Consider the following 19,992-nt stretch of genomic DNA (forward strand, 5'->3'; position numbering starts at 1 on the left):
GCTTTAAGCTCTTCAGGAATACGAGAAATCTTCTGAACTGAACCTTCAAAGTGTTTCAGATCATTCACCATCACAGAGTCCCACAGACCACGGTCTTTCAACGCACGTACTAAGTACGGGTTGATCACAGTGAACTCGCCTGACAGGTTCGATTTTACATATAAGTTTTGGAATGTTGGCTCAATCGATTGAGACACACCACAAATGTTTGAAATAGTCGCAGTAGGTGCAATCGCCATCACGTTTGAGTTACGCATACCGTCTTTTTGAACTTTGGCACGTAAAGTGTCCCAGTCCAGACGTTGAGTGCGATCTACTTCGAACATGCGTTCTGGACGAGTTTTCGCAACCAGATCAAGCGAGTCGATTGGCAGGATACCTTGATCCCACAATGAACCCTTGAATGTTTCGTATGTACCACGTTCAACAGCCAAATCGCTAGATGTTGAAATCGCGTAGTACGAAATCACTTCCATCGATTCATCAGCAAACTCAACCGCAGCATCAGAACCATAAGCAAGGTTCATTTCGTATAACGCATCTTGGAAGCCCATGATACCCATACCAACCGGACGGTGTTTCAGGTTCGAGTTGCGCGCTTGCGGAACAGCGTAGTAGTTGATGTCAATCACGTTGTCGAGCATACGAACGGCTGTTTTAATTGTACGTGCCAGTTTTTCACGATCCAGTACACCGCCTTGAACGTGTTGTACCAGGTTGATCGAACCCAGGTTACATACCGCGATTTCTTCTTTGCTGGTGTTCAGCGTAATTTCTGTACACAGATTAGAAGAGTGCACCACGCCTACGTGTTGTTGTGGTGAGCGCAGGTTACATACGTCTTTGAATGTGATCCACGGGTGACCTGTTTCAAACAGCATAGACAGCATTTTGCGCCACAAATCTTTTGCACGGATTTTCTTGTGCAGCATGTTTGTTTCTTTAGCAATCGCTTCGTAGTGTGCATAACGCTCAGCGAATTCTGCACCGGTCAAATCATGCAGATCAGGTGTTTCAGAAGGCGTGAACAAAGTCCATTCAGCATCTTCGAATACACGTTGCATGAACAGGTCAGGAACCCAGTTTGCAGTGTTCATGTCATGGGTACGACGACGGTCATCACCGGTGTTCTTACGCAGTTCCAGGAATTCTTCGATGTCCAGATGCCAAGTTTCTAAGTATGCACAAACTGCACCTTTACGCTTGCCACCTTGGTTAACCGCAACAGCTGTATCGTTCGCCACTTTCAGGAACGGAACAACACCTTGCGATTTACCGTTAGTCCCTTTGATGTATGAGTTCAAGGCACGAACTGGCGTCCAGTCATTACCTAAACCGCCTGCCCATTTAGACAGCATTGCGTTATCACGCATTGCGCCATAAATGTCGTACAGGTCATCATCAATGGTTGTTAAGTAGCAGCTAGATAATTGTGGACGAAGCGTACCTGAGTTAAACAGGGTAGGCGTCGAAGCCATGTAATCGAAGCTAGACAATAAGTTATAGAACTCAATCGCGCGGTCTTCACGGTTTTCTTCATTGAGCGACAAGCCCATAGAAACACGCATAAAGAACAATTGCGGAAGTTCGAAACGTACGCCATCCGAATGGATGAAGTAACGGTCAAATAAAGTTTGCAGACCCAAGTAAGTAAACTGGTTAGAGCGTTCCGGTTGAATCGCCGCCGCCAGTTTCGCCAGGTCAAAGTTCAACAATTCTGGAGAAAGCAGCTCAAGCTCGATACCTTTCTTCAGGAAAGTTTCAAGCGCGTCGCCTTCATTGGTCTCTGTAGACAGCCCCAGGAATTTCAAACCAGTCGCAACCAGGTCATCACGTAATAAACGTGCAGTCACATACGTATAGTTAGGCTCTTGCTCGATACGGGTACGGGTCGCCATCATCATGGTGGTAGAGATGTCCGACTCTTTTACCCCGTTGTACAAGTTTTTCACGGTCTCATCGACAATGGCTTGTACATCAATGCCTTCCAGTCCTTCCGCTGCTTTAGTGACATGCGAAGTTAAAGCACTTAAATCTAGTGGCTTAAGTTTGCCTTCGACATCGCTAACTTGCAGCGTCGGATGATGATGTGCACCCAGCTGTTTACGTGCTTCAGAGCGTTGTTCACGGTAAATGACATAAGAGCGTGCAACTTTCTGTTCGCCCGTACGCATTAGCGCAAGTTCAACTTGGTCTTGAATTTCTTCAATATGAATCGTTCCGCCAGACGGTAAACGACGTTTAAAGGTATTTAATACCATTTCCGTCAGTTGTTCGATACGATCATGGATCCGGCTCGAGTCAGCGCTTTGTTGGCCTTCAACCGCCAAAAACGCTTTACCAATTGCGACAGAAATTTTTTCTGCATCAAAAGCGGCAACATCACCGGTGCGTTTAATCACCTGAAGTTGACCAGGAGTTGAAGTGATTACGCTCATTTAGCATAGCTCCATTGTCATCTATTTTTATGTTTATGGACCGTTTGAACTGGGCAAATTTTGTGCCACAGTATTTGAGGAATAAACACAAGACCTAGTGGTTTTAAAATTAATTGAACACAAGATACGGGAAAATTTAGGGTAGATCAATATTGACATTTAGCTAAATATTTTTCTTAAGTTGTGCTTTAATCCTTGTAAAAATATCGCTATTTTTATTGATTTTTGTATAAGCCTTATCAGGCAAGGCATAGCATAACAAAGTCCAAAGAAAGTGCTTATAGATAACACTGTGGATAACTAAAAAGTGCTGAATCAAGCAGTCATATTTTGTCCATGTAATAGTTGTGTAAATCGCAAATCAGATCTAAGCCACTGTTTCAAGCATAATTGTCCAAAAAATGCACGATAAAATATTACAAAATGCTATCTTGATGTATCAGTTTGGTGAACGCTATCTTGTTTACAATGTAAACGTGTGTATATTGCAAGCATATTAAAAACGTATCTATTGAATTTCAAAAGGATACGCCTATAGCGTAGATCCACCAAATAAGGGGCAATATATGAGCCAAGAAGAAAAGTTACCCAAGATTTTAATTGTTGAAGATGACGAGCGTCTTGCTCGTTTAACGCAAGAATACCTCATTCGTAACGGACTTGAGGTCGGGGTAGAGCCGGATGGTAACCGTGCCATTCGTCGGATTATTGCCGAGCAGCCAGATATGGTGGTGCTGGATGTGATGTTACCAGGTGCTGATGGCTTGACCATTTGCCGTGAAGTGCGTCCACATTATCATCAACCGATTTTGATGTTGACTGCGCGTACTGAAGACATGGATCAGGTTTTAGGTCTGGAAATGGGTGCAGATGACTATGTCGCTAAGCCTGTTCAGCCGCGTGTATTGCTGGCACGTATTCGTGCATTATTGCGCCGTACTGATAAGGTACCTGAAGATGAAGTGGCACAGCGCATCGAATTTGATGATCTGGTCATCGACAACGGCGGTCGTTCAGTGACCTTAAATGGCGATCTGGTTGATTTTACCAGCGCAGAATATGACCTTTTATGGTTGCTTGCATCGAATGCTGGCCGTATTCTCTCTCGCGAAGATATTTTCGAGCGTTTACGTGGTATCGAATATGATGGTCAAGACCGTTCAATCGATGTGCGTATTTCTCGTATCCGTCCAAAAATCGGTGACGATCCAGAAAATCCGAAGCGTATTAAAACAGTACGTAGTAAAGGTTATCTTTTCGTTAAAGAGACCAATGGTCTTTAAGCAAATGTGGTTTGTTGCTTGAACAAGCAGGATAAATTATAGGTGTTTAAACACAGTATATTTTTGCGTATATACGCAGGACTCGTCATCCTTGTAGTCTTGGTGGCGGTGTTCGGCTATCTGTTGGTACAGATTATCAACTATCAGCGTGCGCAAGAATATCGCGAATCCCTGACTGATGGTATGGCATATATCATTAGTGAGGAGGTTGCACGCCAGCCAAATCTCCAGCAAAAGATGGATTGGGTTTCTGATGCCTCCGATTTACTGGAATTGCCTATCCACTATGTTGAAGCCAGCAAGGTCGACATTACCCGTGCTGAAGGGCGCCGTATTGCCGAACGTAAGGCGGTGGTACGTTGGGATGCCGAATCGGGTATTGCCTATATTGTGGTAGGGCTGCGCGATGACCCGGGTCATTATCTTTATATTAAGGCCGATAGTATTACTGAACGCCAGATGAAGGCCTTACCGGTCTTTATTCTGGATTATCTGGTCTACTATCCAGGTCAGGAAAAAGAATACCTGGCTCGTATCCAAGATCATTTTTCTTATCCGGTTTCCATCGAAAACGTCCAGAATTTGCCTTTAGACTCCGAACAGATCGGACGTCTGCGTCTGGATCACAGTATTATTTTATACCGCGATAATGCTTCTATTCGTGGTACGACCATTTCAATTATTTCGCCAATTCCAGGTTCGACCTCCCAAGTGTTGGTCATGGGGCCAGTACCGCTATTTAACTGGATGCCATTCCAGTTGGCGACCGGTATTACCTTATTAAGCCTTTTTGTGTTGAGTCTGGGTGTTTATGGTCTGCTTGTGCCAATGCAGCGTAAGTTGCGTGAAGTCAGCTATGCCTTGAACAAAATGAAATCGGGGAACATGTCATTGCGTCTTCCTGTGGAAGGCAGTGATGAGATGTCTACACTGGCGTCTAGCTATAACAATATGTCAGACCATATCCAGCGTTTGATCGAAGCACAGCGTGAGCTGATGCGTGCAGTGTCGCATGAGTTGCGTACACCGGTGGCACGGATCCGTTTTGGTGTGGAAATGATGGCAGATGAAGACGACTACGATTATCGTCTGCAACAGGTGGAGCAGATTGATAAAGATATTGAAGCACTGAATACCTTGATTGATGAGATTATGACCTATGCCAAACTGGAACAGGGCATGCCGTCGATCGAGTTTGAGCAAATCGATCTGTATGACGTACTGAATCAGGTGGCTCAGGAAACTGAAGCACTGAAAACTCAGAAAATCATTGAATTGCATCCAATGCCTGTTTCGGTCACGGTAGAGGCGGAGCGTCGCTATCTGCATCGTGTAATTCAGAATCTAGTCGGTAATGCTGTACGTTATTGCGATAATAAAATCTTGATTAGCGGTGGTCTGGATCAAGACGGTCAGGCCTATGTTTGTGTAGAAGATGACGGGCCGGGGATTCCGGAAATAGATCGCGCCCGCATTTTTGAAGCCTTTGCCCGACTGGATGATAGTCGTACCCGTGCTTCGGGTGGTTATGGTTTAGGTCTGTCGATTGTCAGCCGGATTGCATACTGGTTTGGTGGTACGATTCAAGTTGATCAAAGTCCGATCCTGGGTGGTGCGCGTTTTACCATGACCTGGCCGGCACAGCGTTATGTCAAGAAGAGTAAGCGCAAGATGGTAGAAAAAAAGCCTGAGGAAGCGAGCGATCATTTAGCTTGATATTGTGTGAATGATTTTAGTCATAAAAAAACGATGCATCGGCATCGTTTTTTATTGGGAGCGATTTTTATTCCTGAATGGTCGCATCAGGTTCAATGAGTGATTTGCCCTCTTTTAAGCTTTGTAGCGCTTCAGGGTTAAAGTCGATCAACAGTTTGGTATTTTTCGCATCGACATTATAGCGCTGAATCAGTTTCTGGTCGCCTGATAAAGTTTCAACTTTATATTCATCAGCAATATTCATAATGCCATCCAGATTGATGCTGGAAGAGGCGTGATCTTCTTGAAAAAGTGCATGGATGTCACGTAAGTCAAAAGCTGCCTGGCTTATGTTGGGATTTTTCTGGATGTAATTTTCTATATGTCGAACCAGTAATTGAGCAAATAAAAAATAATTAGGTCGATGGGAAAAGCGTAGAGACATGCAAGGACTCCTTATTGTTACTTTATTAATGCCATGATGTGGTTTAGAAATATAAATAACATATTCTGAATCAGTCCGTTGAGCATGTTGCAAAAAGACACAATTGCCAATCTAAGCTTACCAAGTGGCTGCAGGGGGTAAATCAGCAGTTAAATGTAAAAAATCACATTAAATCTCAAGTTAAATCAAATAGTTTGAAGGAAATAATAGTTGTTAAAATAAGTTTTTATCTGATTTAACTTGGATTCAATAGTGAAAAGGACTATATGTAAATGGGTGGGCGAGAAAAGCAGCTCATCGATCAGTCTATTTTCTGGCAGCGCTATTTATAGAAAAATTAATAGATAATTAAAATTTAATTTAGGAAAACGATTAAAACGAATTCTGAATGATTAAAGTCAAATTAAATGCTGAAATGTCTAAAAAATCATCCCAAAGACTAAGGCTTATAAACTAGCAAGTGAAATCCAAAATCAGGTACAATTGGCGGGATTAATTTTGTGTTTGGTGTATTTGAAGGCCAATACATACATTCTTTGTTAACAAATAGGCCTGCCAGGAGTTATCCCCGCATGAGTGCTATTACTCCATACGAATGGGCAATTATTGCCTTCGTGATCGGCGTTACATTTTTATGCGTCTTTATGCTGACTGTCCCATTACTCCTCGGGGGTAAATCATGGGGCCGTGCCAAGCAGGAGCAGTTTGAGTCAGGTGTAGTTAGCGCAGGTGGAGCTCGTATCCGCTTGTCTGCAAAATTCTATTTAGTTGCAATTTTCTTCGTGGTGTTTGATTTAGAAGCACTTTATCTATATGCATGGGCAGTTTCTGTTCGTGAAGTAGGTTGGATTGGTTTTGCAACTGCAGCTATCTTTATCATAGTTTTACTTGTTGGTTTGATTTACGAATTATCGACAGGCGCACTCAATTGGGCACCTTCAGACAGACGTAAGGCAGCAGGAATTAAAGCTAAGATTGGTTCGCCAAATATGGATCTTGCAGAAATTACGCGCTTCAACTCGATTGAAGAATTGGTGATGGATCCAACGGGTCAAATCCCGGCTCAATCATCTGGTTTTGTGAAAAAGTCACAAACTCAATTATCTGATAAGGAGTAAGACGGGATGAAATATACATTAACCCGTGCGAATCCGAATGCTGATCAATATCCACTTCAGGAACGTATTGTTGTAGAAGATCCGTTGCTAGAAGAAGAAGTGAATAAAAATGTATTCATGACTCGCTTAGAGGATGTGGTACATACAGCAGTCAACTGGGGTCGTAAAAACTCAGTTTGGCCATTTAACTTTGGTACATCTTGCTGCTACGTGGAGTATGCAACGACCTTGACCGGCGTGCATGACTTGTCACGTTTTGGTGCCGAGGTTATCCGTGCTTCACCGCGTCAGGCGGACTTAATGATTGTGGCGGGTACATGCTTTGTGAAAATGGCGCCGGTAATTCAGCGTCTGTATGAACAGATGCTTGAACCAAAATGGGTCATTTCAATGGGTGCATGTGCCAACTCAGGTGGTATGTACGATATTTATTCAGTCGTACAAGGTGTGGATAAAATCATCCCGGTCGATGTGTATATTCCAGGTTGCCCACCACGTCCTGAAGCTTTGATTCAGGCATTAATGCTGTTGCAAGACCAGATTCAACTAGAGCGTCGTCCGCTTTCTGCGGTGATCGGTGATGATCTTAAGCCAGTGTATAAGCCAAAGATGATGCCGGAACGTGACCGTAAGAAAGACCAGCGTGTTGCTGTGAAGAACTTACGCTCTATGGATGAAATTAAATAATTTAAACGACAGGTTGTTTTGTTGTGCACCCGCTATGGGTGTAATTGTCGTTTGGGTTGACTGAATTTGTATTAAATAGGAAGCCAAGCCAATGGCTGAAACTGACATTGCTATGCCAGAATCAACGCCTGTTGATTCCCGCCCAGCATTTGCCATCATTGAAGAACTCAAAACCAAATTTGGTGAGAACTTCTTTGTGCAAACGACTTTCGAGGATTTCCCGACAGTCTGGGTTGAGCGCGCACGTGTACAAGAAGTTTTAATGTTCTTGCGTACAGTGTCACGTCCTTACGTGATGTTGTTCGACTTGTCAGCGGTAGATGAGCGTCTGCGTACGCACCGCGACGGTTTACCTGCGTCTGACTTCACCGTGTTCTATCACTTGTTGTCGCTCGAGCGTAATACTGACATTCGTATTAAAGTTGCCTTAGCTGAAAGCGATTTGAATCTTCCAACGGCAACCAATATTTGGCCAAATGCCAACTGGTACGAACGTGAAGCTTACGATATGTTCGGGATCAATTTCGAAGGGCATCCAATGCTCCGTCGTATCTTGTTGCCAACCTATTGGGAAGGTCATCCGCTACGTAAAGAATATTCTGCACGTGCGACCGAATATACGCCGTATTTGCAAGATAAAGCCAAACAGGACTACGAACAGGAACATCTTCGCTTCGTCCCTGAAGATTGGGGTATTAAGCGCGGCAATGCCGATGAAGACTTCATGTTCCTGAACTTGGGTCCGAACCATCCATCTGCGCACGGTGCGTTCCGTGTGATCTTGCAGCTGGACGGTGAAGAAGTGAAAGACTGTGTGCCTGATATCGGTTATCACCACCGTGGTGTGGAAAAGATGGCTGAACGTCAAACCTGGCATTCATTCATTCCGTATACAGACCGTGTCGACTACCTCGGTGGTTGTGCGCAAAACATGCCTTACGTGCTTGGCGTAGAGCAAATGGCGGGTATTACTGTACCTGACCGTGCGCAATGTATTCGCGTGATGATGTCTGAACTGTTCCGTATCAATAACCACTTGCTGTTCATTGGTACTGCGATTCAGGATGCCGGCGGTATGACGCCAGTCTTCTACATGTTTGCTGACCGTCAGAAAATCTATGACGCGATTGAAGCGATCACCGGTTACCGTATGCATCCGGCATGGTTCCGTATCGGTGGTACCGCACACGACCTTCCAAACAACTGGCAGCACCTGATTCGTGAAATCTTGGACTGGATGCCGAAACGTTTGAAGGAATACCATACTGCAGCGCTGAAAAACTCAGTATTTGTGGGTCGTACCCGTAATGTTGCGCAATACGATGCAAAATCTGCATTGGCTTGGGGTGTAACAGGTACAGGTCTACGCGCTACAGGTATCGACTTTGACGTACGTAAATATCGTCCATATAGCGGTTATGAAAATTACGACTTCGAAGTGCCGGTTGAGTACGAAGGCGATGCCTATGCACGTGTCATCGTTCACTACCGTGAAATCGAAGAATCACTGAAAATTATCAAACAATGTTTAGATAATATGCCGTCTGGTGCGTACAAAGCAGACCATCCACTGGCTGTTCCACCACCAAAAGACAAGACATTACAAGATATTGAAACCTTGATTACGCACTTCTTGAGCGTATCTTGGGGTCCTGTAATGCCGGCGGGTGAAGCATCTGTGATGGCGGAAGTGGTGAAAGGCGCGTCGAACTACTACTTGACTTCAGACAAGTCAACCATGAGTTACCGTACCCGTATCCGTACACCAACCTTCACGCATTTACAGCAAATGCCTTCTGTGATTAACGGCAGCTTAATGTCTGACTTAATCATTTATTTAGCGACCATTGACGTCGTAATGGCTGACGTGGATCGCTAAGGGGTAAACGCATTATGATGATTTTGACTGATAAAAAGCCACGTGTGAATGTTGAAGGAATTTTGACTGCGGACGAAATTCACGATATCGAACATCACATGGGGCACTACCCATACCCACGTGCAGCGTGTCTAGATGCGCTGAAGTGTGTACAACGCCGTAATGGCTGGGTAGATGATGCGCAAATGAATGCCATCGCACAAATGCTGAGCATGAGCGTTGCAGACCTTGAAGGTGTGGCAACGTTCTATAACCGTATTTACCGTCAGCCGGTCGGTCGTCACGTAATTCTATTATGTGATTCGATTGCGTGTTTCTTGATGGGTGCGGAAACTTTGGCAGAAGCATTCCAGCGTGAATTAGGAATCCAGTTTGGTCAAACGACTGCAGATGGTCGTTTCACTTTGCTGCCAATTTGCTGCCTGGGCAACTGTGACAAAGGTCCAACCTTAATGATTGATGAAGACACGCACGGTCTGGTTGAAGTGACTTCGGTGAAACAGCTGTTGGAGAAGTATGTATGAATACTGAACCAAAACCAATTTATGGCGACGGTAACCCGGAAACGCATCCATTAACATGGCGTTTAAGCAAACAAGCCAACGTACGTAATGCAGATGATTACGAAGCGCTTGAAGGTTATGCAGGCTTTAAAAAAGCACTGACCATGTCGCCTAAAGATGTATTGGAAGTGGTTAAGGCAGCGACTGTTAAAGGTCGTGGTGGTGCAGGCTTCCCGGCAGGCATCAAATGGTCACTCATGGCGCCAAACGACAACTCAGGTCCACGTTACCTGATTTGTAATGCCGATGAGATGGAACCAGGTACCTTTAAAGACCGTTTGTTGATGGAAGATCTTCCTCATCAATTGATCGAAGGTATGCTGATTGCGGGTTATACGCTTGAAGCAACACACGGTTATATCTTTATCCGGGGCGAGTACATCGAAGCTGCTCAGTACTTAAATGAAGCACTTGAGCAAGTTCGTGCCAAAGGTTACTTAGGGGATAACATCCTCGGTACAGGCTGGAACTTCGAGTTACACGTGCATACCGGTGCGGGTCGTTATATCTGCGGTGAAGAAACTGCATTGATTAACTCGCTTGAAGGTCGCCGTGCTAACCCGCGTACCAAACCGCCATTCCCGCAAGTTGCAGGTGCTTGGGGTCGTCCTACGATTGTTAACAACGTAGAGACCTACAATAACTTACCAGCAATCATGCTGCGTGGTCCTGAATGGTATATCAACTTATCTGCGGGTAAGTCGAAAGATCCAGGCACCAAGATTTATGGTGCATCAGGTAAGGTGAAATTCCCGGGTCTATGGGAACTTCCATTTGGTACAACAGCACGTGAAGTGATTGAAGACCATGCTGGTGGTATGCGCGACGGCTTAAAGCTGAAAGCATGGTTACCGGGTGGTGCATCGACAGACTTTCTGGCTGCCGAGCATATTGATCTTCCTATGGATGCGGAAAGCATCATGAAAGCAGGTTCGCGTTTAGGGACTTGTTTGTTGATGGTGGTAGATGAAACCCAATGTATGGTTTCAGCGACACGTAACCTCGAAGAATTCTTTGCACGTGAATCATGTGGTTTCTGTACGCCTTGCCGTGATGGCTTACCTTGGGCTGTGAAAGCGCTGAAAGCACTGGAAGATGGCACAGGTAAGAAAGAAGATATCGATCACTTACAAGAACTGACTCGTAAGCTTTGGATTGGTAAAACTTTCTGTGCCCACGCACCGGGTGCAATGGAGCCGCTTATGGGCGCACTCAAATATTTCCGTGGCGAATTTGAAGCGAAGGTTGTGAATGCCGCCGCTCAAACCAGCAACGTAGAACAAGCTTAAGGAATTCGACTATGGCTACAATTCATGTCGATGGCAAATCGTATGAAGTCAACGGCTCGGAAAACTTGCTACAAGCATGTTTGAGTCTTGGCATTGATATCCCATACTTTTGTTGGCATCCATCCTTAGGTTCTGTCGGCTCTTGCCGTCAATGTGCCGTGACTCAGTACGCGAATCCAGAAGATACGCGTGGCCGTTTGGTCATGTCATGTATGACGCCTGCATCTGACAATACCTACATCTCGATTGAAGACAAAGAAGCCAAAGATTTCCGTGCTTCGATTGTTGAATTCTTGATGACCAACCACCCACACGACTGTCCAGTCTGTGAAGAAGGTGGTCACTGTCATTTACAAGATATGACTGTAATGACGCAGCATGACCGTCGTCGCTACCGTTTCACTAAACGTACCCATTACAACCAGGAGCTTGGCTCATTCATTTCCCACGAAATGAACCGTTGTATCGCGTGTTACCGTTGTGTGCGTTATTACAAAGACTATGCAGGTGGTACAGACTTCGGCGTGTATGCCAACGCATCACGTGTGTACTTTGGTCGTCCGGAATCAGGCACTCTAGAGTCTGAATTCTCGGGTAACCTGACTGAAGTATGTCCAACAGGTGTATTCACCGATAAAACTCATTCGGCTCGCTACAACCGTAAATGGGACATGCAGTATGCGCCAAGCGTATGCCAAGGCTGTTCTTCAGGTTGTAACATCTCTCCGGGTGAACGTTATGGCGAACTTCGTCGCGTAGAAAACCGTTATAACGGTGAAGTAAACCAATACTTCCTATGCGACAAAGGCCGTTTCGGTACAGGTTATGTGAACCGTGAAGACCGTCCGCGTCAGCCACAATTCCGTCAAGGTGCAACTGTTGAAACTGTTTCAGTGGATGCAGCACTAGACACGGTCATTGCAAATATCCAGGGCAAAAAAGTATTGGGTATTGGTTCACCGCGTGCATCACTTGAATCAAACTTCGCACTTCGTGAGTTGGTTGGTCAAGAGAACTTCTCAACAGGTCTATCTCAAAAAGAGCAAAACCTGGTGGAGTTGGCAGCTTCTATCATGCAAACCGAGGGGGTTTGTAACCCGAACATGCGTGAAATTGAAAGCTATGATGCAGTGCTGATCTTAGGTGAAGACCTGACCCAAACTGCACCTCGTATGGCTTTATCTGTTCGCCAAGCTGCGAAAAATAAAGGCAAAGAGATGGCGGCAGAGCGCCGTACGCAAGAATGGTTGGCTGAACCGGTACAACGTATTGCCCAAGATGCAAAATCTCCGATTTACATCCTGGCTGCGACACAAACCCGTTTGTCTGATGTTGCCGAAGGTGAAGTAGTTGCTTCTCCAAACGATATCGCGCGTTTAGGTTTTGCAGTTGCTGCAGCAGTTGCGGGTGAAACGATTCTTGGTTTAGATGACGATGCCAAAGCATTTGCACAAACCATTGCGGACACTTTAAAAGCTGCGAAGAAACCACTGATCATTTCAGGTACAAGCTTGCAAGATCCTGCCATCATGGAAGCTGCTGCACAAGTTGCACAGAATCTGGGTAATGCAGGTCTGACTTTGACGGTTCCCGAAGTGAACTCGATGGGTATGGCAATCTTTGGTGGTCAAAGCCTAGAGCAAGCATTTGCACAAGATTACGATACTGTGATTGTGGTTGAAAACGACCTTTACCGTCGTCTTCCTGCTGCACAGGTCGATGCTGCACTTGCAGGTAAAGATGTGATCGTACTGGATCACTCTGAAACTGAAACAGTGAAAAAAGCCGATATCGTGCTTTCTGCTGCGTCGTTTGCTGAAGGTGATGGGACTGTCGTTTCTCAAGAAGGCCGTGCACAACGTTTCTATCAAGTTTATGACCCAAGCTACTACAATCCTGAATTGGCGATTAAGGAATCTTGGCGCTGGTTGCACGCTCTGGAAACAGGCGTAAAAGGCAAAGCGATTTCTTGGACTTTACTTGATGATGTAATCGAGTCAGTGGCGAAAAATGTTCCTGCGCTTGAAGGCATTCTGGATGTTGCACCTGATGCGGGCTTCCGTGTTCATGGCTTGAAAGTGGCACGTGAACCACGTCGTTACTCAGGTCGTACTTCAATGCGTTCGCCATTGTCTGTACATGAGCCGAAACAGCCTACAGATAAAGACTCTGCATTAACGTTCTCGATGGAAGGTTATGTCGGAGACCAGACCCCATCTCCACTGATTCCATTTGCATGGTCTGCAGGCTGGAACTCGCCACAAGCCTGGAACAAGTTCCAGGAAACTGTAGGTGGTTCACTGAAAGGTGGTGATTCAGGCGTTCGTTTATTCGACCGTTTGGCAAAACGTCCGGCACGTACATTCGTTGCACCGGCACCTGTTCTGGTGAATGCTGAAAGCTTCCGTCTGGTACCAATGCACCATATCTTTGGTTCAGGTGAATTCACGGTAAAAACACCAGCGATGGAAACACGTATTCCTGAAGCGGTATTTGCAGTGGGTGAGCAGGATGCAGCACGCCTGAATGTTCAAGATGGTCAGACAATCACGGTGAAAGCAGGTGAGACGTCAATCGTTCTTCCAGTTCAAGTGATTGAATATTTACCGACAGGTTATATTGGCTACCCAATCGGTCTGGCACCGACGGTATCTCTTGCAGAGCCTGTTTCAGTCGCGGTAGGAGTGTAATTCATGGAACAAGAATTAATCCGTCAAACGCCGCTGTGGGCTGAAAACTGGCCAATTGCCTATTCAGTCATTCAAGCGATTGTGATCTTGCTGGTTGTAGTACTGATCGCTGCGTTGATGTCTTTTATTGAACGTCGTTTACTTGGCTTGTGGCAAGACCGTTACGGTCCGAACCGTGTTGGTCCGGGCGGTATGTTCCAGATTGTTGCCGACATGCTGAAAATCATGTTCAAGGAAGACTGGACACCTAAGTTTGCTGACAAATTGACTTTCCGTATGGCGCCAGCAGTTGCGATGGCAACTGCGGTGCTGTCGTTCATGGTTATTCCTGTATCACCTTATTTAGGTGTAGCAGACATGAACATCGGCCTGTTGTTCTTTATGGCAATGGCGGGTATTGCAGTTTATGCAGTCCTGTTCGGTGGCTGGTCATCAAATAATAAATATGCCTTACTGGGCGGTTTACGTTCTGCGGCTCAGACCATTTCGTATGAAGTGTTCTTGGGTATCTCGTTGATGGGTGTAGTGGCAATTGCCGGTTCATTCAACATGCGTGAAATCGTTGAAGCGCAAAAAGATGTATGGTTTGTGATTCCTCAGTTCCTTGGCTTCCTGATCTTTGTGGTTGCGGGTGTTGCGGTAACGCATCGTCACCCATTTGACCAACCAGAAGCGGAACAGGAATTGGCAGAAGGTTACCATGTCGAATACGGCGGTATGAAGTGGGGGATGTTCTTCGTTGCGGAATACGTCAACGTGGTACTCATCTCTGCATTGATCGTGACTTTATTCTTCGGTGGCTGGCTTGCGCCATTCAACCTTGATATTCCGTTCCTTCCAGCAGCATTCTGGTTCATTATCAAAACAGCATTCTTTGTAATGATGTTTGTACTGGCGCGTGGTTCATTAATGCGTCCACGTTATGACCAGGTGATGAACTTTGGTTGGAAAATTTGCTTGCCATTAGCTCTAGTTAACCTGTTGGTAACTGGCGCGGTTATCTTGTGGTAAGGGCAGGGAGAACAAAATGTTTAAATTTCTAGCCGGGTTTGGATCGATTGTTCGTTCGCTTTGGATGGTGTTCAGCCACGCAACGCGTAAACGTGACACTATTCTTTACCCAGAAGTACCAGCCGAAGAAATCGTGCCACCACGCTTCCGTGGTCGTATCGTATTGACGCGCGACCCTGATGGCGAAGAACGCTGTGTGGCATGTAACCTGTGTGCGGTTGCCTGTCCGGTAGGCTGTATTTCACTACAAAAAGCAGAACGTGAAGATGGTCGCTGGTATCCGGAATTTTTCCGTATCAACTTCTCGCGTTGTATTTTCTGCGGTATGTGTGAAGAAGCGTGTCCAACCACTGCGATTCAAATGACCCCGGACTTCGAGCTTGGTGAATATGTTCGTCAGGACTTGGTCTATGAAAAAGAACACCTGCTGATTTCTGGTCCTGGTAAATATCCTGACTATAACTTCTACCGTGTAACCGGTATGGCAGTTGCAGGCAAGGACAAAGGTCAAGCACAGCGTGAAAGTGCACCTGTTGATGTACGGAGTCTATTACCATGATGTGGCCATTTTATTTAATGGCCCTCGTGGCCATTGTCTCTACGGTTCGCGTGGTGACTAACGCGAATCCGGTACATGCTTTATTAAGCCTGATCGTGTCATTGCTTGCAGTCGCAGGCATGTTCCTGATCGTCGGTGCGCCATTCGCTGGCGCGCTGGAAGTGATTGTTTATGCAGGCGCGATCATGGTGTTGTTCGTGTTCGTGGTGATGATGCTGAACCTGGGTGAGCAGACCGTTGAACAAGAACGCAAATGGTTGACCTCATCGGCTTGGGCTTATCCGGCGTTGATGAGCTTCCTGATCGGTTTGGTGCTGGTATGGGTATTAAACTCTGATTACACACAAGCTTCACTGGTAATGGGTACAGAAATGGTGGGCCCGAAAGCAGTGGGTCAAGCACTCTTTACGCAATACTTGTTGTTGGTTGAAGTTGCCGCGATGTTATTGCTTGCTGCCTTGGTAGCTGCATTCCATTTGGGTAAACGTGAACCAGATGCAGAAGAGGAAAAAGAATAATGGGCAACATCCCTTTAGAGCATGGTTTGATCGTTGCATCTATTCTCTTTGCACTGGGTTTTTACGGTGTGATGGTGCGACGCAACCTACTATTTATTTTAATGAGCCTTGAAATCATGATGAACGCTGCTGCTTTAGCGTTCGTCCTGGCGGGCAGTGCATGGGCACAGCCAGATGGTCAGATCATGTTTATCCTGATCCTGACGCTTGCTGCGGCAGAGGCTTGTATTGGTCTTGCGATCGTCCTTCAGTTCTATCATCGCTTCCATCACCTAGATGTGGATGCTGCTAGTGAGATGCGCGGATGAGTTATTTATATCTAACAATTTTATTTCCGCTCATTGGTTTTGTCCTGTTAGCGGCGGGGCGCAACAAGCTTCCGGAATCTGTTGCAGCAATTATTGGTGTGGGTGCAGTCGGTTTATCTGCACTGTTCGCACTGATTGCAGGTATGGACTTTGTTAATAATGGTTCAACTGCAGTTGTGCAACATCTTTGGACCTGGTTCAGTGTTGGCGGTTTTGCTCCGGGCATCAGCTTGCAGCTGGATGGCTTGTCTTTATTGATGCTGGGCATGGTGACAGGTGTGGGTTTCTTAATTCACATCTTTGCATCATGGTACATGCGTGGTGAAGAAGACTTCGCTCGTTTCTTCTCTTACTTCAACCTGTTCGTTGCAAGCATGTTATTGCTTGTTTTGGGTGACAACCTGGCGTTGTTATTCCTAGGTTGGGAAGGCGTAGGTCTGTGTTCATACCTGTTGATCGGTTATTACTACCAGAACCCTGCAAATGGTCTGGCGGCAATCAAGGCATTTACCGTGACCCGTATCGGTGACGTATTCCTGCTGATTGCCATGTTCCTGATCTTCCAGCAATTCGGTACCTTGAACATTCAGTACATCGTTGAAAATGCAGCGACTGTGATGACTCAAAGTTCTTCACTGACGATCTGGACAGCATTGCTCTTGTTCCTGGGTGCTGCTGGTAAATCTGCACAGATCCCGTTACAAACATGGTTAGCCGATGCGATGGCAGGTCCGACACCTGTTTCTGCATTGATCCATGCGGCAACCATGGTAACAGCGGGTGTTTACCTGTGCTGCCGTCTGTTCGCAGTCTTTGAGCTTGCGCCAGAAGTGATGGTATTTATTTCGATCACAGGTGCGGTGACCTTACTGGTTGCTGGTTTTGCTGCACTGGTTCAAACCGACATAAAACGTATTCTGGCGTACTCAACCATGAGTCAGCTCGGTTATATGTTTATGGCGGTAGGTGCTGAAGCATACCAAGCGGGTCTGTTCCATATGCTGACTCACGCATTCTTCAAGGCATTATTGTTCTTGTCGACTGGTGCGGTGATTCTGGCTTACCATCACGAACAAAACATCTTCAAGATGGGCGGTCTGTTCTACAAGAACAAATTCCTGTTTGCATGTTTCGCGATTGGTGGCGGTGCATTGGCAGCGATTCCATTCCTGACGATTGGTTTCTTCTCAAAAGATGCGATTCTTGCTGCAGTCTGGACGCAAAGTCATATTGCTGGTTTACCAGTGTATAACACGCTGTACTGGGTCGGTGTTGCAGGTGCATTCTTAACGTCTATTTATACATTCCGTTTAATCTGGGTTGTATTCTTCGGCAAAGAAAACACGCCTTATCATGAAATCAAAGGTGCAACTTATTGGGCGCCACTGGCGATTCTTGCTGTACTTTCAACAGGTCTGGCGATCGTACTAAAAGCACCGGTAATGAGCATTCTGGATGCTGCACAAATTCCAGCCTTCATTATTCCTGAAGCGCTTGAAGCAGGTGCACATGGTGCTGAATACATCGCAATCGCTGTTGCTTTAACAGGTCTTGCAGTGGGTGTCGTGCTATTCGCTTTTGCTTACAATGCAGTCAAACGTTTTGCAGCCACTTCTGTAGGTGCCGGCCTGGTCAATATCTGCCGTAATGCATTAGGTTTCGATACGCTGTATGACATCATTTTCGTGAAGCCATATTTAATGTTCGCGAAGATCTTTGGTCGTGATCCAATTGATGGCCTATGGCTGGTACTTCCTGCACTTGTTAAAGGTGGTCACAGCTTTACAAGTTCACGTCAAACCGGTTCACTGCGTGAATATGCATCTAGTATGGGGCTCGGTGTCGTTGTCCTACTGATGATCTTGATCGTGATTCAGGTCGTGGGGAAATAAAATGGAAGCTCCAAACAATATTATTTTGCCGGCTCTGATCCTCATTCCGTTCATTGCAGGTTTCATATGCTGGTTGGTCGATAAACTCGACCAACACTTACCGCGTTATATCGCGCTGATCGGTATGCTGGTGACGTTGGTCTTGACCATCGTCCTTTGGCAGACTGGTACCTATAACTATGAATTAGGCGGTGCTACACCTTCGTGGGCTGCCGAATTCAAATTGCCTTGGATTCAAACCCTGGGCATTAACATTCACTTAGCAGTGGATGGTTTATCACTTCTTATGGTTGGCTTGACTGCACTCCTGGGTGTGCTGGCAGTTGGCTGTTCATGGGGCGAGATTCAAAAGAACGTTGGTTTCTTCCACTTGAACCTTTTATGGTCGTTGGGTGGTGTCATCGGTGTATTCCTTGCGATTGACCTGTTCCTGTTCTTCTTCTTCTGGGAGATGATGCTGGTGCCAATCTACTTCCTGATTGCCCTTTGGGGTCATAAAGGAGCAGAAGGCAAGTCACGTGTTTATGCAGCTAACAAGTTCTTCATTTACACGCAGGTTGCCGGTTTGGTGATGCTGATTGGTATCCTTGGTCTGGTGACTGTAGGCTATACCATGACTGGCGAAATTCGTTTCGACTACAACTATTTACTAGGTGTGGCGAATACGCTTGACGCTCAGGCTCCAGCGGTGGCTTATGCATTCATGATCTGTTTATTCATCGGTTTTGCGGTAAAACTTCCAGTTTTCCCCTTACACGGCTGGTTACCAGATGCACATGCACAAGCACCAACTGCGGGTTCTGTCGATCTTGCAGGTATCTTGATTAAGACTGCGGCGTACGGTTTATTACGTTTCGTGATTCCGTTCTTCCCGGCAGCGTCTGCGCAATTTGCAGATTTCGCAATCATTCTTGGTTTAATCGGTATCTTCTACGGTGCTTGGTGTGCTTTCCAGCAAACCGACATGAAACGCCTGTTGGCTTATACCTCTATTTCACACATGGGCTTCGTTTTACTTGCGATCTACGCAGGTAACATCCTGACCTTCCAAGGTCTGATGATCATGATGTTGGCACATGGTATTTCATCTGCTGCACTGTTCATTATGTGTGGTCAGGTATATGAGCGTGTGCATACGCGTGATATGCGTTTGATGGGTGGTATGCGTGGTCAGTTCCCGTATCTTGCATTCTTCCTGATGTTCTTCGTTGCGGCGTTGGTGGGTATTCCAGGTCTAGGTAACTTCATTGGTGAGTTCCTGATCCTGATGGGGGCTTATGCGAAATTCCCGGCGTTTACCATTCTTGCGGCAATCAGCTTAGTATTTGCGGGTCTGTACGGTCTGATCCTGATTCACAAAGCCTTGTTTGGTGTACCAAATGAAGCGCAACAGCAGCACTATACAAATCCGTTAAAAGATCTAAATGCACGTGAAATCGCATTATTGCTGATCTGTGCGTTTGGTCTACTTTGGCTTGGTCTATATCCACAAAGCTTCCTTGACGTTTCTAACTCAAGTATGGCGTGGTTAGCGAATAGCTACATTCCAGTTCAAGAAGTGGTTGAAGTTGCTGATCAAGTAACGACTCAACTTGAAAATGTGGAGATCCAATAAGC

General features: G+C 45.9%; 16 protein-coding genes. 14 read left to right on the top strand and 2 right to left on the bottom strand.

What is annotated here, in order from left to right; genetic code table 11:
- A partial coding sequence (locus tag WAK81_RS03225; RefSeq protein ID WP_422195664.1) for a ribonucleoside-diphosphate reductase subunit alpha occupies window positions 1-2,438 on the bottom strand: 2,438 nt, incomplete at its 3' end.
- Between the two features lie 566 nt (window positions 2,439-3,004).
- On the opposite strand from WAK81_RS03225, the gene bfmR reads away from it, so the two are divergent.
- Both bfmR and bfmS read left to right on the top strand, forming a co-directional pair.
- Window positions 3,005-3,721, top strand: coding sequence for a response regulator transcription factor BfmR (gene bfmR, locus WAK81_RS03230; RefSeq protein ID WP_004280782.1), 717 nt, complete (start codon window positions 3,005-3,007; stop codon window positions 3,719-3,721).
- A gap of 42 nt (window positions 3,722-3,763) precedes the next feature.
- Entirely contained in the window at window positions 3,764-5,437 is a 1,674-nt protein-coding gene (gene bfmS / locus WAK81_RS03235; protein ID WP_422195665.1) for a sensor histidine kinase BfmS, read from the top strand.
- A gap of 67 nt (window positions 5,438-5,504) precedes the next feature.
- Here the strand turns inward: bfmS and WAK81_RS03240 are convergent, their stop codons facing one another.
- The gene (locus WAK81_RS03240) at window positions 5,505-5,861 is read right to left on the bottom strand and encodes a hypothetical protein (protein ID WP_005247904.1); all 357 of its coding nucleotides are present in this window, start codon (window positions 5,859-5,861) and stop codon (window positions 5,505-5,507) included.
- 572 nt (window positions 5,862-6,433) lie between these two features.
- On the opposite strand from WAK81_RS03240, the gene ndhC reads away from it, so the two are divergent.
- The 12 genes from ndhC to nuoM all read left to right on the top strand — a co-directional run bounded on the left by ndhC (window position 6,434) and on the right by nuoM (window position 19,990).
- Window positions 6,434-6,979: an NADH-quinone oxidoreductase subunit A gene (ndhC, locus tag WAK81_RS03245; protein WP_004280779.1), complete on the top strand. Its 546-nt coding sequence runs from the start codon at window positions 6,434-6,436 to the stop codon at window positions 6,977-6,979.
- A gap of 6 nt (window positions 6,980-6,985) precedes the next feature.
- Window positions 6,986-7,666, top strand: coding sequence for a NuoB/complex I 20 kDa subunit family protein (locus WAK81_RS03250; protein ID WP_004280778.1), 681 nt, complete (start codon window positions 6,986-6,988; stop codon window positions 7,664-7,666).
- A 91-nt stretch (window positions 7,667-7,757) separates the two neighbouring features.
- Window positions 7,758-9,545 (top strand): NADH-quinone oxidoreductase subunit C/D, encoded by a 1,788-nt coding sequence (gene nuoC, locus WAK81_RS03255; protein ID WP_422195666.1) that lies wholly within the window; start codon window positions 7,758-7,760, stop codon window positions 9,543-9,545.
- A 14-nt stretch (window positions 9,546-9,559) separates the two neighbouring features.
- Window positions 9,560-10,069 (top strand): NADH-quinone oxidoreductase subunit NuoE, encoded by a 510-nt coding sequence (gene nuoE / locus WAK81_RS03260; RefSeq protein WP_004280775.1) that lies wholly within the window; start codon window positions 9,560-9,562, stop codon window positions 10,067-10,069.
- The gene (gene nuoF / locus WAK81_RS03265; protein ID WP_004280774.1) at window positions 10,066-11,397 is read left to right on the top strand and encodes an NADH-quinone oxidoreductase subunit NuoF; all 1,332 of its coding nucleotides are present in this window, start codon (window positions 10,066-10,068) and stop codon (window positions 11,395-11,397) included. The genes nuoE and nuoF overlap by 4 nt, the downstream gene beginning before the upstream one ends.
- A gap of 11 nt (window positions 11,398-11,408) precedes the next feature.
- A complete protein-coding gene (nuoG, locus tag WAK81_RS03270) occupies window positions 11,409-14,087 on the top strand; it encodes an NADH-quinone oxidoreductase subunit NuoG (protein WP_422195667.1) in 2,679 nt (892 codons plus the stop codon).
- A 3-nt stretch (window positions 14,088-14,090) separates the two neighbouring features.
- Window positions 14,091-15,098: an NADH-quinone oxidoreductase subunit NuoH gene (gene nuoH / locus WAK81_RS03275; protein WP_064096459.1), complete on the top strand. Its 1,008-nt coding sequence runs from the start codon at window positions 14,091-14,093 to the stop codon at window positions 15,096-15,098.
- 16 nt (window positions 15,099-15,114) lie between these two features.
- A complete protein-coding gene (nuoI, locus tag WAK81_RS03280) occupies window positions 15,115-15,657 on the top strand; it encodes an NADH-quinone oxidoreductase subunit NuoI (protein ID WP_004280771.1) in 543 nt (180 codons plus the stop codon).
- Complete coding sequence (gene nuoJ / locus WAK81_RS03285) at window positions 15,657-16,175, top strand: NADH-quinone oxidoreductase subunit J (RefSeq protein ID WP_171054322.1); 519 nt, start codon at window positions 15,657-15,659, stop codon at window positions 16,173-16,175. The genes nuoI and nuoJ overlap by 1 nt, the downstream gene beginning before the upstream one ends.
- Window positions 16,175-16,483 carry an NADH-quinone oxidoreductase subunit NuoK gene (gene nuoK / locus WAK81_RS03290; protein WP_004280769.1) on the top strand — a complete coding sequence of 103 codons (309 nt, stop codon included), beginning with the start codon at window positions 16,175-16,177 and terminating at the stop codon, window positions 16,481-16,483. Before nuoJ ends, nuoK begins: the two co-directional genes overlap by 1 nt.
- Window positions 16,480-18,375 (top strand): NADH-quinone oxidoreductase subunit L, encoded by a 1,896-nt coding sequence (nuoL, locus tag WAK81_RS03295; RefSeq protein WP_422195668.1) that lies wholly within the window; start codon window positions 16,480-16,482, stop codon window positions 18,373-18,375. The genes nuoK and nuoL overlap by 4 nt, the downstream gene beginning before the upstream one ends.
- 1 nt (window position 18,376) lies before the next feature.
- Window positions 18,377-19,990 carry an NADH-quinone oxidoreductase subunit M gene (gene nuoM / locus WAK81_RS03300; RefSeq protein WP_004280767.1) on the top strand — a complete coding sequence of 538 codons (1,614 nt, stop codon included), beginning with the start codon at window positions 18,377-18,379 and terminating at the stop codon, window positions 19,988-19,990.
- Window positions 19,991-19,992 lie beyond the last annotated feature (2 nt).

Origin of the sequence: Acinetobacter sp. (genome assembly GCF_049284435.1) — a bacterium.
Classification (GTDB): domain Bacteria; phylum Pseudomonadota; class Gammaproteobacteria; order Pseudomonadales; family Moraxellaceae; genus Acinetobacter.

Bases quoted from the DNA above. Each gene is read 5' to 3' on its own strand.
- bfmR (WP_004280782.1), top strand. From the start codon at position 3,005: ATGAGCCAAGAAGAAAAGTTACCCAAGATTTTAATTGTTGAAGATGAC.
- WAK81_RS03240 (WP_005247904.1), bottom strand. From the start codon at position 5,861: ATGTCTCTACGCTTTTCCCATCGACCTAATTATTTTTTATTTGCTCAA.
- ndhC (WP_004280779.1), top strand. From the start codon at position 6,434: ATGAGTGCTATTACTCCATACGAATGGGCAATTATTGCCTTCGTGATC.
- WAK81_RS03250 (WP_004280778.1), top strand. From the start codon at position 6,986: ATGAAATATACATTAACCCGTGCGAATCCGAATGCTGATCAATATCCA.
- nuoC (WP_422195666.1), top strand. From the start codon at position 7,758: ATGGCTGAAACTGACATTGCTATGCCAGAATCAACGCCTGTTGATTCC.
- nuoE (WP_004280775.1), top strand. From the start codon at position 9,560: ATGATGATTTTGACTGATAAAAAGCCACGTGTGAATGTTGAAGGAATT.
- nuoF (WP_004280774.1), top strand. From the start codon at position 10,066: ATGAATACTGAACCAAAACCAATTTATGGCGACGGTAACCCGGAAACG.
- nuoG (WP_422195667.1), top strand. From the start codon at position 11,409: ATGGCTACAATTCATGTCGATGGCAAATCGTATGAAGTCAACGGCTCG.
- nuoH (WP_064096459.1), top strand. From the start codon at position 14,091: ATGGAACAAGAATTAATCCGTCAAACGCCGCTGTGGGCTGAAAACTGG.
- nuoI (WP_004280771.1), top strand. From the start codon at position 15,115: ATGTTTAAATTTCTAGCCGGGTTTGGATCGATTGTTCGTTCGCTTTGG.
- nuoJ (WP_171054322.1), top strand. From the start codon at position 15,657: ATGTGGCCATTTTATTTAATGGCCCTCGTGGCCATTGTCTCTACGGTT.
- nuoK (WP_004280769.1), top strand. From the start codon at position 16,175: ATGGGCAACATCCCTTTAGAGCATGGTTTGATCGTTGCATCTATTCTC.
- nuoL (WP_422195668.1), top strand. From the start codon at position 16,480: ATGAGTTATTTATATCTAACAATTTTATTTCCGCTCATTGGTTTTGTC.
- nuoM (WP_004280767.1), top strand. From the start codon at position 18,377: ATGGAAGCTCCAAACAATATTATTTTGCCGGCTCTGATCCTCATTCCG.